This is a genomic window from Kitasatospora sp. NPDC048715 (assembly GCF_043198905.1).
GTDB classification, from domain to species: domain Bacteria; phylum Actinomycetota; class Actinomycetes; order Streptomycetales; family Streptomycetaceae; genus Kitasatospora; species Kitasatospora lactacystinica.
In genome coordinates this window covers 46414-58814 of sequence record NZ_JBICVH010000019.1, presented here as the reverse complement: position 1 = coordinate 58814, position 12401 = coordinate 46414, and the positions used below count along the sequence as shown (strand labels likewise).

7 protein-coding genes are annotated in these 12401 nt (G+C 72.8%); 3 read left to right on the top strand and 4 right to left on the bottom strand.

What is annotated here, in order from left to right:
* Positions 1-40: 40 nt before the first annotated feature.
* The 4 genes from ACGFSC_RS31580 to ACGFSC_RS31565 all read right to left on the bottom strand — a co-directional run bounded on the left by ACGFSC_RS31580 (position 41) and on the right by ACGFSC_RS31565 (position 8926).
* A complete protein-coding gene (locus ACGFSC_RS31580; protein ID WP_359904757.1) occupies positions 41-739 on the bottom strand; it encodes a hypothetical protein in 699 nt (232 codons plus the stop codon).
* Positions 736-4989 carry an NEW3 domain-containing protein gene (locus tag ACGFSC_RS31575; RefSeq protein ID WP_359904760.1) on the bottom strand — a complete coding sequence of 1418 codons (4254 nt, stop codon included), beginning with the start codon at positions 4987-4989 and terminating at the stop codon, positions 736-738. Before ACGFSC_RS31575 ends, ACGFSC_RS31580 begins: the two co-directional genes overlap by 4 nt.
* A gap of 45 nt (positions 4990-5034) precedes the next feature.
* Positions 5035-7479 carry a discoidin domain-containing protein gene (locus ACGFSC_RS31570; protein ID WP_359904762.1) on the bottom strand — a complete coding sequence of 815 codons (2445 nt, stop codon included), beginning with the start codon at positions 7477-7479 and terminating at the stop codon, positions 5035-5037.
* A 244-nt stretch (positions 7480-7723) separates the two neighbouring features.
* Complete coding sequence (locus ACGFSC_RS31565) at positions 7724-8926, bottom strand: LacI family DNA-binding transcriptional regulator (protein ID WP_359904765.1); 1203 nt, start codon at positions 8924-8926, stop codon at positions 7724-7726.
* 151 nt (positions 8927-9077) lie between these two features.
* Here ACGFSC_RS31565 and ACGFSC_RS31560 point away from each other — a divergent pair, with 151 nt between their 5' ends.
* The 3 genes from ACGFSC_RS31560 (at position 9078) to ACGFSC_RS31550 (ending at position 12401) form a co-directional block, all read left to right on the top strand.
* On the top strand, positions 9078-10367 hold the full coding sequence (locus ACGFSC_RS31560) for a sugar ABC transporter substrate-binding protein (RefSeq protein ID WP_359904768.1): 1290 nt from the start codon (positions 9078-9080) through the stop codon (positions 10365-10367).
* 231 nt (positions 10368-10598) lie between these two features.
* Positions 10599-11471: a sugar ABC transporter permease gene (locus tag ACGFSC_RS31555; RefSeq protein WP_359904771.1), complete on the top strand. Its 873-nt coding sequence runs from the start codon at positions 10599-10601 to the stop codon at positions 11469-11471.
* 6 nt (positions 11472-11477) lie between these two features.
* Entirely contained in the window at positions 11478-12401 is a 924-nt protein-coding gene (locus ACGFSC_RS31550; protein ID WP_359904774.1) for a carbohydrate ABC transporter permease, read from the top strand.

Genomic DNA, 12401 nt, shown 5'->3' with positions numbered 1-12401 from the left:
GCGCCTCTCTCCGAGGCGCGGCGGGCGAGGTGCGCGGGTCTCAGTGCCGGTGGTGGTTGTCGGGTTGGGCGGGGTCGCCGGGGTGTTCCAGGCCTTCGACCAGGGTGAGGCGTCGGGCGCGTGCGTGGTCGAGCCAGCGGACGAAGGCGGCGCGGCGGGCGGCGTCGCGGAGGGTCGGGGCGGGGTCGGGGGGCTCCGGGGGCGTGGTCACGGTGAGCAGGGCGGCTTTCCAGGGGCCGGAGGTGACCCATGTGCCGGGCGGGGCGGCGCGGAGGGCTTCGGCGAGGGCGGTCGGGAGGGTGTCCGGGTCGGCCTCCAGTTCGCCGTCGGGGAGGGCGAGGTGCCAGCGCTCCGCCGGTGGGCGGGTGGTCATGGTGCGGTAGTGGGCGATGTCGGCGGGTGAGGGTTCGACGTCGGCGGTGACGGCCGCGTAGACGGCGCGGACGGCCGGGTTGCCCTCGAAGGCGGCCGCCGTGATGGAGCCGATCTCGACGGCGGCCTGCTGGTCGAGGCGGGCGGGGCCGTCGGGGGCCACGGGCAGCCGGCGTTCGGCGGCGACCGCCTCGCACAGCGCCTCGGTCAGCAGGACCTGGGCGACCCATCGGGTGAGCTGGCGGTCCTCCGAACTGCCGGGCTGCGGCAGGGCGGTGGCGCGCGGGCCGTTCCGCAGGGCGGCGAGGCGCTGGTCGAGTGCCGTCCGCGGGAGCGGGCGTCCGTCGAGCAGGCCGAGCGTGGTCATGCCTCCACCACCAGGGCGACGGTCGGGGCGTACTGGCAGCGGCCGAACCACATGACCTTGGCGAGGGCCCAGTACGAGCCCGGGTCGGTGGATTCGGGGACGGTGACGGGGAAGTCGACGGTCGTGGCGGTGCCGGCGGGGGCGGTGAAGCCGCGGACGGGGTCGGCGACGGCCTCCCAGGTGCCCCACGGGGAGACGAGCTGGAGTTCGCCGCGGATCTCGCCGCGCGTGCGGTTGGTGAGGACGAGGGAAAGGGTGGCCCGGCCGCCGGGGGCCACGCGCAGGGTCTCGGTGGAGACCTCGACGTCCAGCCCGGTGTCGCGGCCGGTGGTGGCCTTGGTGCCCTGGGCGATCGTCCAGTCCTCGGGAGTGTCGCCGGGTGCGGGGAGCAGGCCGGGCAGTTCGCCGACGGCGATGGTCACCACGTCCTCGATCCGCTGGCCGTCGTGCTCGATGCGGACGGCGGCGAAGTACAGCCCGGGCTCGGCCCCGGCCGGCGGGGTGACGGTGACCGGGAAGCGCAGGTGCCCGCCGGCCTCCAGCCGGTACGGGCGGCTGCCGGGGCCGGTCGTCCAGCCCTCGGGCGGCAGCACGACGGCCGTGCCCTCGACGGCGGCATCGCGGAGCTGGGAGGAGAGCGCGACCGACAGCGTCACCGGCTCCCCCGCCGTTCGCAGCAGCCCGGGCGAGGCGCCGACGGACACCGGCAGGTAGCCGAGCGGGGCCGGGCCCCGGTTGTGGAGCCAGTAGCGGGCGTGGACGGGTTGGGCGGGTTCCGCGGTGGGGCCGAGGTCCGTCGCGGCCGCGGGGGCGGTGACGGCCGGGGTCGCGAGCAGGGTGGCGATCTGCGAACCGGCGAGGTCGAGAGCGGAGTCGCCGGAGGGAAGCGGTCGTTCCAGCAGGTCCGCGGCCCGGATCTCGCCGAGGCCGAGCGCGCCGCCGATCCGCGCCGTGCGCCCGAGGCCGGTGGATTCGACGAGCCGGACGGTCAGTTCGCGCCCGAGTGGCGACGTCGAGCCGTGCGCGATCGGGTTGCCGGCCGGTTTGAGCGTCCCGAGCAGCACCTCGCGCTGCGGCTCGACCCGCAGCCAGGACAGGGTGGCGGGCAGCGGCCCGTCCTGCGCCGGGGCGATCCGGGCGTACAGCGGGTGGTTGAACTCCTGGCCCTGGGCGGGCAGTGTGCGGTCCCGCCAGTCGCCGTCCCCTCCCACCAGCGCGTATTTGAACTCGTGCGTCCAGTGCTGGAGTTGGAAGGACGTGCCGTCGGGCAGGGTGCGCCGGGGCGGGTCGATCCAGACGCCCGAGGGCCAGCCGGTGCAGGAGCGCATCAGCGACAGGTGCAGGGCGCCGGTGGTGTCGACGGCGAAGCCGGGCAGACCGAAGCTCAGCAACGCGACGGTGTGGTCGGCCAGTTGCTCCTGGACCGGGGACGGGCAGACGGCGGTGATCCGGGCGTCGGCCAGGTCGTCGACCAGCGCCGCCACGTCGGAGACGACGAGCGCCGGCAGCGCCCGCAGGTCGCGCAGGTCGGCGTCCGGCCGCCAGACCTCGGCGAGCGGGGTCACCGCGGGCACCCACACCGCGCCGTGCGCCTTCAGGACGGCGGCGTACTCCTCCCCCGCCAGCGAGATCAACTCCCGGGCGGCATCGTTGGCTTCCGGCCCACCGACGACGATCCGGAAGTCCGGCAGGTTGGAGTCCACCTCCAGCCAGCCGTACCGCGCCCAGTCCGCCCCCGAGGTGGTGGCGGTGACCCCGACCCGGGCGAGCGCGACCACCAGCGGACGGGCGTCGGCGGCGTCGTCCAGCGCGGGGACGACGACCTCCGCCACCCCGAGGGCGCGCGAGCCGGCCGGCGCACCCAGTGCGTCGGTGAGGTCGACGCGCGCGGTGGCGCCGAGCCCGAACCAGGTGTTGGCGGGGTTGTCCAGGGTCCACGGCGCCTCCGCCGAGTCCACGTCCGGCATCGCGAAGCCGCGCCCGACGACCGCGCCCGCGACCTCGCTGACCGGCAGGCCGCCGGGGACGTCCACCGGGAAGCGCAGCCGCAGCAGCCGGTCGGCGCCGGAGTGGTCCACCACCCGGGTGCGGCAGTCCACCCGGTCGAGGCCGCGCCAGAGCGTGACGGTCTGCTCGTACCGGACGGAGTCGACCGTGCCCTCGATCACGAGGCGCTCGCCGAGCGGCCCGGTCTCCCGGCGGACGGACGCCTCGCCGTCGCCCGAGCCGACGACCGGACCGCTGGGCACCAGGTGCCAGGGGCCCTCGCCGAAGTCGGGGTGCTGCGGGTACTCCTCGTACACCCCCAGCTCGTTGCCGATCCGGCCCTCCTGGATCAACTCCCTTCGGTTCGGCAGGTCGTGGACCGAGGTGAGGCCGCCGCCGCGTGCCGGGTCGGCGGTGACGCGGTACCGGTCGCCCTCGATCACGAAGCCGTCGGCCGCCGTCCACGGCTGCTCCGCCTCGCCCTCCACCAGTCGCCAGGTGCGCCAGCCGAGCGCGGGCACCTCGGCGGCCAGGAAGCGCAGCGCCCCCCGGTCGACGGCGCTCGGCACGGGCTCGCCCCGGTCGTCGAGGACTCGCACCGACCGCATGCCGTCCGGCAGTTCGACCGTGACGAGGTCGGTCCGGTCGAAGGAGAGCGTGTTGGTCACCACGATCGCCGAGCCCGCGCCCGCGGTGGGCCCCGCGCTCGCGATGGGCCCCGCGCCCGCCATGGGTCCCGCGCCCGCCGTGGGTCCCGCCCCCGCCGTGCAGATCCGCCCCGCGAGAGCGTCCAGCGCCGCGTCGCGTACGCCGGACGCCAGGTCGTACGCCTCCCGCCAGCCACCGAGCAGGTCCAGGTACACCTGGTCGGACTCGGAGCCGGTGATCGCGTCGTGGTGGGCGCCGTAGGCGAGTTGGCGCCAGACCTTGTCGAGCGCGGCGGCCGGGTAGCGGCCGAGGCCGTGCACGGAGGCGAGCGTGGCGAGCTTCTCCGCGTCCACGGCCGCGACCTCGCCGGCTCGTTGGGCCTGCTTGGTGTCGATGTAGGAGACGTCCTTGCCGGTGTACACCGGGTTCATGTCGCGGGTCTGCGGGCTGGGCCGCCGTCCGGTGGCGGCGAGTTCGGCGCGGACGGCGTCGAGGAAGTCGCGCGGGACGGCGCAGACGAACCGGGGCCAGAGGTACTTGGCGGCCCAGGAGCGGTGGATCTCGGTGACCCACTTGTTCGGCGGGGTATAGTCCGTCCCGACCGGCAGCAGCAGGTTCTTCGTCGCCCCGACGGGCTTGAGCTTGCGGTACAGCTCGTAGACGGCCTGTTCGGCGGTGGCGAGGTCCGGGGAGGAGTCCATCCACCAGCCGGCCGAGTAGTGGTGCGGCATGTAGTGGGTGAGCACGCCCTCGCCGCCGGGGGCGATCCACTCGAACTCGCTCGGGAACTGCATCACCCGGGCGTCGTCCTTGGCCTCCCGGAAGTTCTTCTGGATCGGGCCCCACTGGTGGAAGGGGCCGCGCGCCCAGGCGCTGCCGGTGAGGCCGGCCGCGGCGAGGTGGCCGGGGAACTGCGGGTCGTGCCCGAACACGTCGAGCTGCCAGGCGGTCCGCGGGTCGCCGCCGAGGATGTCACGCTGGTAGCCGATGCCGTGGACGATGTTGCGGATGGTGGTCTCCGCGCCGGTGAGGTTGGTGTTCGGCTCGTTGTAGGTGCCGCCGACGAGTTCGACCTGGCCGCGTTCCAGCAGCAGCCGCAGCGTCTCGCGGCGCTCTGGGTGCTGGTCGAAGTACGGCTTCAGGTAGTCGACTTCGGCGAGCACGAACTTGTACACCGGGTCCCGCAGGGCGAGGTCCAGGTGCGCGTCGACGAGGGCGAAGCCGTTGCGCTCCCACAGCGGCCGGGTGGTGGCGTCGGCGGAGAGCAGTTCCCACGGGGAGGTGTAGGCGGCCTGGGTGTTCCACCAGACCGGGTCGTAGTGGAAGTGCGAGACCAGGAACATCGTCCAGCCGGGCTCGGCGACGTCCACGCTCGCCTCCGCGACGGCTTCCGAGGCCCGCACGGTGACGGGCAGCCGCTCGCCGGGCGAGGCCCCGCCGATCTCCAGCGGGACCTCGACCAGGCCCGTGCCGGTCGCCTCGCCGCGGACGCCCGGGCCGCTGACCGTGATCCGGGCGGCCGGGCCCTCCAGCGTCACCCGCAGCACTTGGCGCGGGGCGTCCTCGGGACCGACGAACAGATCGGTGCTCTCGACGGCGGTGATGGTGACCGGCACGGGGGTGCTTCCTTTCCTCTGACAGGGCAGCGCGGGCCAGCGGGGCTACGCGCCCCAGGCCTCGAACTCGTAGATGCGGGCGGCCGGATCGCCGTTCTGGGTCGGCGTGTTGACCACCAGCCGGACGTACCGGGCGGTGGTGTTCACCGGGTGGGTGGTGGTGCCGGCCGTGTTCCCGGTGACGTCGGCGACGGTCGTCCAGGGGTCGTTCGCGCCCGAGCGGACCTGGACGGCGAAGTCACGGGTGTTGTACGAGGCGCTCTCGCCGCCCGCCGCCGCGTGCTTGACCACGAACTTCGACAGCTGCTTCGCCGAACCGAGGTCCACCTCCAGCCACTTGGCGGAGGTCAGCGCGCACCACTTGTCGCCGGTCCCGCCGCCGACGCTGCCGTTGACGGCCTTGGCCGGGCCCTCGTTGGCGTTGCACTGGCCGGAGGCGGTGGCCGGGCGGTTGAGCGCCAGGTTGACGGAGGTCGGCGGGGTGCCGTTCCAGCTGACGGTCGTGGAGGCGGCAGCGGAGCGCCTGTAGGTGGTGGACACCGCCTCGACGTCCAGTGTGGTGGCGTTCTCGTTGCCGGCCCGGTCGAGCCGCCCGACGAAGTACGCGTCGTTGGGCGTGGCGCCGAGGAAGCTGCGGCTGCCGTCCGCGTTGCGCCGGTAGACCTCGTAGTGGTGGACGTTGCCGCCGGGCGCCGCCGTCCAGGACAGCCGCAGGGACTGGCTGGAACCGGCCGTCACGTCGCTCGCACCGAGCACGGTGAGGCCGGCCGGGGCCGCCGGGGTCTCCACCGCACCGTCGTAGAGGGCGATCTGTCCGACCCGGAGGTCGTACGCCGGGTCGCTGCCCTCGACCCGCAGGGCGATCTGGGCGACGGTGCGGCCCGCGTACGGGGAGAGGTCGAGGGTGTGCCGTTCCCAGCCGCTGCCGGTGTTGGCGCCGACGTCGACCGTGGTGAAGCTGCTCGGCGAGTCCGTGAACGACACGGCGGCCTTGAGCTTCGTGGGCCCGGCGGCCGGGGTCTTGACCACCAGGTCCAGCCTGGTGCTCGCGGCGACCGGCAGCTTGGCCTGGTACAGCCGGACGGTGTTGGCGGCGTCGAGCTTTCCGCTCAACCGCAGTGAGGAGCCGCCCTGGTAGGCGTCGGTGAAGTCGACGGACGGGGTGAGCCTGCTGCCGGTCGACTCCACCACCCAGCGGTAGGTGGGCGGGACGTCCTGGAGCGAGAGGTTGTTCCAGCCGCCGGTGGCGACCCGGGTGCCGGCCGCATTGTAGAAGTCGCCCTGCCCGGTGCCGAAGTTGGTGACGAACGGCTTGGCGGTGATCGGCGAGGATTCGGCGACGTAGCCGGCCAGCCCGGGCCAGCCCGCCGAGAGGTCGATCCGGGACGGGTCGTTGTTGGCGCCGACCCAGTAGCGGGCGTCCTTGGCGTAGAAGTCGGCGCGGTCGGTGGCGGACTTCCAGGTCCACTCCGGGCGGTAGAGGCCGAGCGAGGTGGTGTGCGGCTGCCCGGACGGGAAGAGGGTGTTCCAGTCCACGCCGGTGTTGTAGCCGTTGGCCTCGGTGTCGATGCCGGAGTAGAGCTCGTACTCGCTGCGGCCGAGCTGCCGGGCCAGCGCCCGGGAGGAGTTCAGGCCGCTCGCCGACCAGCCGAAGTTCAGGAACATCGAGTCCGAGGTGCGCTTGGAACCCTCTTGCAGGAAGGGCGAGTTGGCGGAGGTGAGGGCGTTCTGCCAGTTGACGGAGCCGGAGGTGGTCATCGCGTCGTACCACATGAACTCGGTGCCGCTCTGCGCCTTGGTGTACTGCATCAGGTTGCGCACTTCGCCCGCCAGCGCCGAATCGCCGCCGCCTGTCTCCTGGTTGATGAACCAGCCGTCGAAGCCGTAGTACTGCGCGGCCTGGACGAGCTTGTCGGCGACGGGGTAGCGGCTGCCGGACTTCTGGACGAAGTCGCGCACCCACTGGAGCTGGCCGCCGTACGCGCCGGGCGGGAAGAAGACCGTGCCGTACACCTTGACGCCGTTGCGGTGGGCGGCGTCGATCACGGTCGGGTTGGGGGCGAGGATCAGGCCCTCGCCGGCCGAACCGCCCCAGAACACCAGCTTGTCGACGTACTGCCAGTAGCCGAAGGCGTAGTAGTTGGGATCGGCGGAACCCTGCGAGGGGTTGTTGGAGGTGGGACCGAAGGAGACCAGGGAGGCGATCTTCCCCTCGCCGGCACGGGCGTTGGGGTTGGCCCGCAGCGCCGGGTCGCCGGTGCGCGGCTGGAGCGGGACGCGGGAGCGGTTGAAGCGGGCATCCGGGTCGGTGGCCGGGTCCCAGGTCAGGATGCTGTTGGGGTACCAGTACGAGGCGAAGGGCTGGGTGCCCGAGCCGACGGTGACGGCGGGCGCCGCTGCGGGTATCGGGTCGGCCCGGGCCGCGGGGACGGCGGTCAGCGCGGCCGTCGCGAGGGCGGCGCCGAGCAGCAGGGGGAGGCGTCGTGACATGCGGTGGCTCCGATCGAGCGGAGGAGGGTGGGGGCGGGCCCGCCGTCGCGGACGGGCCCGACTGCATGCGGGCGTGCCGGTGCTGGATCGAGTGGGGGTCGCGCCGCCGCCGGGCTTCCTCGGCGCACGGAAGCGCACGGGAAGGTACGGGAACGTACGGGCGCGGCGGGGAGCGGGACGGGCGGCGGAAGCCGGACGGAGTGCGGCGGAGCGCGCCGAGCGGAGCCCGCTCGGCGCTGCGAGGCTAAACCGGTTCAGAACCGCTGTCAACGATGCGCGCAGCATCCACCCGGCCGGGGGAACCCGCGACGGAACCGGCGGGCGAACCGGCCGCAGAACCGGAAGGCGGACCGGCGGGCGAAGCGGCGACAGGACCGGCGGGCCCGGCGGGCGAAGCGCCGGAGGAGGCCTCCGGGGGGCCGGCCGGCACGGCCCCCGGCGGCGAGGTGGACTCCCGCACGGTCAGCCGCGGCGTGGGCATCTGGAGGTCCCGCCCCGGCCCGGCCTCGTCCAGTGCCGCCAGCAGGCTGCGCGCGACCTGCTCCCCGAGCGCGAAGGTGTCCCGGCTGAGCGCGGTCAGCGGCGGGTGGACGATCCGGGCGAGCACCGAGTCGTCGAAGGAGACGATGGACAGCTCGCCGGGCACCGCGACGCCCATCTCCCCCGCCACGCCGAGCCCGGCGACGGCCATCACGTCGCTGTCGTAGACGATCGCGGTGGGCCGCCTGGCCCGGGACAGCAGGGTCCGGGTGGCGGCCGCGCCCTCGGCGTCGCTGAAGTCGGTGGGCACCGACACCGCCTCCTCCAGCCCGAGCCGGCGCGAGGCGTCGCGCAGTGCGCGGATCCGCCGCTGGGTGTGCTGGAAGTGCGGCAGCCCGGCGAGGTGGGCGATCCGGCGGTGCCCGATGGCGGCCAGGTAGTCGACGATCGAGAGCATCGCCTCCCGGTCGTCGGCCCAGATCCGCAGCTGGTTGCCGCCCTTGCCGGGCCCGCCCAGCACCACCGCGGGCAGCCCGAGTTCGTCGAGGACCGGCAGCCGCGGGTCCTTGACCTGCAGGTCGACCACGATGAAGCCGTCCACCCGGTGCTCGGAGGCCCAGCCCCGGTAGACCTCGATCTCGGCGGCGGTGTCCTCGACCACCATCAGGTGCAGCGCGACCGCCCTGGCCGAGAGCACCGCCTGGAGCCCGGACAGCAGTTGGCTGAAGAACGGCTCGACGCCGATGGTGCGGGCCGGCCGGGCGATCACCAGGCCGACGGCGTCGGCCCGGGCTCCGCCGAGGGCGCGCGCGGCGCTGTGCGGGCGCCAGTTCATCTCCTCGGCGACACCCAGGATCCGGGCCCTGGTCGCCTCGCTGACGCCGGGGCGGCCGTTGAGCGCGAAGGACACCGCGCCCTTGGAGACACCGGCCCGGCGGGCGATGTCGGCGATCGTCGGTCTGCCCACTGAACCCGACTCCTTCTCTTGACATCCAAGTTTAGGCGGGAGCATAGTCCCTGGCATAGCTAGACCGGTTTAGTTAGTCAGGTTGCGGAATCCGGCACAACCCCCGAGCTCGGCACGATCCCCCACCCACCCCCAGGACCGGGAGACCCTCATGCGAAGAATCTGGGCGGCACTGACCACGACCGCGCTCGCCACCGCCGCGCTCACCGGCTGCGGACTCGGCTCCGGCGACACCAAGGACAGCGACGCGGTGGCGAGTGCGGCCGCCACCGGCGAGGTCAAGGGCAAGGTCTCGCTCCAGACCTGGGCGCTCAAGCCGAAGTTCACCGACTACATGCAGGGCGTGATCGACGGCTTCAAGAAGAAGTACCCGGGCGTCGAGGTCGACTGGCTGGACCAGCCCGGCGAGGGCTACTCCGACAAGGTGCTCAGCCAGGCCGCCGCCGGCAGCCTGCCCGACGTGGTCAACCTCCCGCCGGACTTCGCCTTCCCGCTGGCGAAGAAGGACGTCCTGCTGGACGTCGCCAAGGCCGACCCGAAGCTCGCCGAGGAGTACGTCCCCGGCGGCGTCGACGCCTACCGGTTCAACGGGTACCAGGGCACCTTCGGCTACCCCTGGTACCTCAACACCGATGTGAACTACTGGAGTTCGGAGCTCCTGACGAAGAACGGCCTGGACCCGCAGAAGCCCCCGGCCAGTCTGGACGAGCTGATCGCCCAGGCCCGGACGATGAAGGAGAAGTCCGGCGGCCAGACCTATCTGATGAGCCGCAAGCCGGGCATCGGGGACCTGTACAACATCGGCGTGAAGATCATGTCCGACGACGGCAAGTCCTTCACCTTCAACACCCCCGAGGCCGCCGCACTGCTCGACAAGTACCGCGACGCCTTCAAGGAGGGCCTGATGCCGAACGGAGTGCTGACCGACACCTACGCCGGCAACTCCAAGCTCTTCAGCTCCGGCACGGTGGCCTGGACCACCGGCGGCGGCAACTACATCACCAGCCTCGCCACCGACAACCCGACCCTCGCCCCGAAGGTCGTCTCCTCCCCCGCGATGGCCACCCCTCCGCTGTACGTCCAGGGCCTGTCCATCCCGAAGAACACCAAGAACCCGGCCGCCGCCGTGGCCCTCGCCCGCTGGGTGACCAGCCCCGAGAACCAGGCCGCCTTCGCCCACCTGACCAGCGTCTTCCCGTCCACCAAGGCCTCCGCGAACGACCCGTTCTTCAGCAGGAGCGACGGCACCAACGCGGGCGACGCCAAGGTGATCGCCTTCACCTCGCTCGCCAAGGCCAAGCTGATCCAGCCCGTCGAGGTGGACGACGCGATGGGCACCGTCATCAAGCAGCAGTTCGCGCTGGCCATCAGCGGCGACACCAGCTCCAAGCAGGCGCTGGACACCGCCGTCGAGCAGTGCAACAAGCTGCTCAAGGGCTGACCCCACCGGGCCCCACCGGGCCCCGCCCGAACCCCACCGGGCCCCGCCCGAACCCCGCCGGGCCCGCTGCGCCGCACCGGCACACCCTCCCGCGCGGCACCACCTCCCCGCGCCGGCACACCCTCCCTGCGGCGCCCCGCCCCCTCGTACCGGCGACCAGCGGCGGGCTCCCCCGCGCCCGCCGCTCCCGGGAACCGCCCGCACCACCCCCAGGCCCCAGGAAGGCACGGCATGACCCACCGGCGTTGGTTCACCCCCTGGCTGCTCGCCGGGCCCGCGATAGTCTGGCTGGCCGTCTTCAACCTCTGGCCGGCCGTCAACACGGTGATCCTGTCCTTCACCAACGCCAAGCCCCTGGGCGGCGGGCGGTTCACCGGACTGGAGAACTTCGGCCGGCTGCTGGACGACGAGCAGCTCGCCGACGCCCTGCTCAACAGCATCGTGTTCATGCTGGTCTGCCTGCCCCTGCTGACCGTCCTGCCGCTGCTGCTCGCCCTGCTGGTGCAGCGCAGGATCCCCGGCATCACGTTCTTCCGCACCGCCTTCTACACCCCGGTGATCGCCTCCGCCGTCGTGGTGGCGCTGATCTGGGGCTGGGTGCTGGACGAACGGGGCCTGGCCAACGGTCTGCTGCAGCAGGCCGGGCTGGCCGGCTCCCCGGTCGCCTTCCTGACCGACCGCTGGCTGCTGCTGTTCAGCGCGATCGCCCTGACCGTCTGGAAGGGCCTCGGCTACTACATGGTCATCTACCTGTCCGCGCTCGCCAACGTCCCGCGCGAGCTGCACGAGGCCGCGGCCGTGGACGGCGCCGGCCCGCTGCACCGGTTCTGGCACGTCACCCTGCCCGGGGTGCGCCCGACCATGATCCTGATCTCGGCGCTGATCTCGGTGAGCTCGCTGCGCGTCTTCTCCGAGCTGTACGTGCTCTCCAACGGCCTGGGCGGCCCCGGCGGCCGGGACATGTCGGTGGTGATGCTGATCCAGATGTACAGCCGCGGCTTCAACGGGCACCTGGGCTACGCCTCGGCGCTCAGCCTGCTGCTGTTCGTCGTCACCCTCGGCCCGATGCTGTTCCTGATGCGGCTGAACCGGAAGGCGGCCTGACCCCCCATGACCACCGTCCGCACGCCCCGGTCCCACGACGCGACCACCGAGCCCGCCGGCCCCACCGGCCCCACCGGGCCCGCCAGGCGCTCCCGGGGCTTCAACACCCCCTCCACCGCGCAGACCGCCGCCCGCTACCTGCTCCTGGTGCTGGTCCTGCTGCTGGTCATCGGCCCCTTCCTGTGGCAGCTGTCCACCTCCCTCAAGGGCCCCGCCGAGGACGTCTACACCCGCACCCCGAGCTTCCTGCCCGACCAGCCCACCCTGGGCAACTACGGCAAGGTCGCCGACGTCATCCCGGTGTGGACCTACGCGCTCAACTCGGTGATCGTCGCCGTGGTCTGCATCACCGGCAACGTGGTCGGCTGCACCCTGGCCGGCTACGCGCTCGCCCGGCTTCGCTTCCGCGGGGCGAAGCTCGTCCTCGGCCTCTTCCTCGCCACCCTGATCCTGCCCGGCGAGGTCACCATCGTCTCCCAGTACGTGCTGGTGCGCGGTCTCGGCCTGGCCGACAGCCTGGCCGGGGTCGCGCTGCCCGGCTCGATCGCGATGCTCAACGTGCTGCTGATGCGCACCGCCTTCGCCGCCGTCCCGGCCGAACTCGACCAGGCCGCGCTGGTGGACGGCGCCAACGTCTGGCAGCGGCTGTGGCACATCGGTCTGCCGAACGTGCGCGGGATGCTCAGCGTGATCGTGATCTTCACCTTCATCGGCGCGTGGGACGACTTCCTGTGGCCGCTGATCGTGCTCAACGACCCGCAGAAGTACACCCTCACCGTCGGGCTCCAGTACCTCAACGGCACCTTCTCCGCCAACCCCCGGCTGATCGCGGCCGGCACCATGATCGCCTTCCTGCCGATCGTCGTGGTGTTCGGCGTCTGCCAGCGCTTCTTCTTCAAGGGCGTCGAGGAGGGAGCCGTCAAGGGATAG

Excerpts from the sequence above, each read along its gene's own strand:
- ACGFSC_RS31555 (WP_359904771.1), top strand. The coding sequence starts at position 10,599 with ATGACCCACCGGCGTTGGTTCACCCCCTGGCTGCTCGCCGGGCCCGCG.
- ACGFSC_RS31570 (WP_359904762.1), bottom strand. The coding sequence starts at position 7,479 with ATGTCACGACGCCTCCCCCTGCTGCTCGGCGCCGCCCTCGCGACGGCC.
- ACGFSC_RS31550 (WP_359904774.1), top strand. The coding sequence starts at position 11,478 with ATGACCACCGTCCGCACGCCCCGGTCCCACGACGCGACCACCGAGCCC.
- ACGFSC_RS31560 (WP_359904768.1), top strand. The coding sequence starts at position 9,078 with ATGCGAAGAATCTGGGCGGCACTGACCACGACCGCGCTCGCCACCGCC.
- ACGFSC_RS31580 (WP_359904757.1), bottom strand. The coding sequence starts at position 739 with ATGACCACGCTCGGCCTGCTCGACGGACGCCCGCTCCCGCGGACGGCA.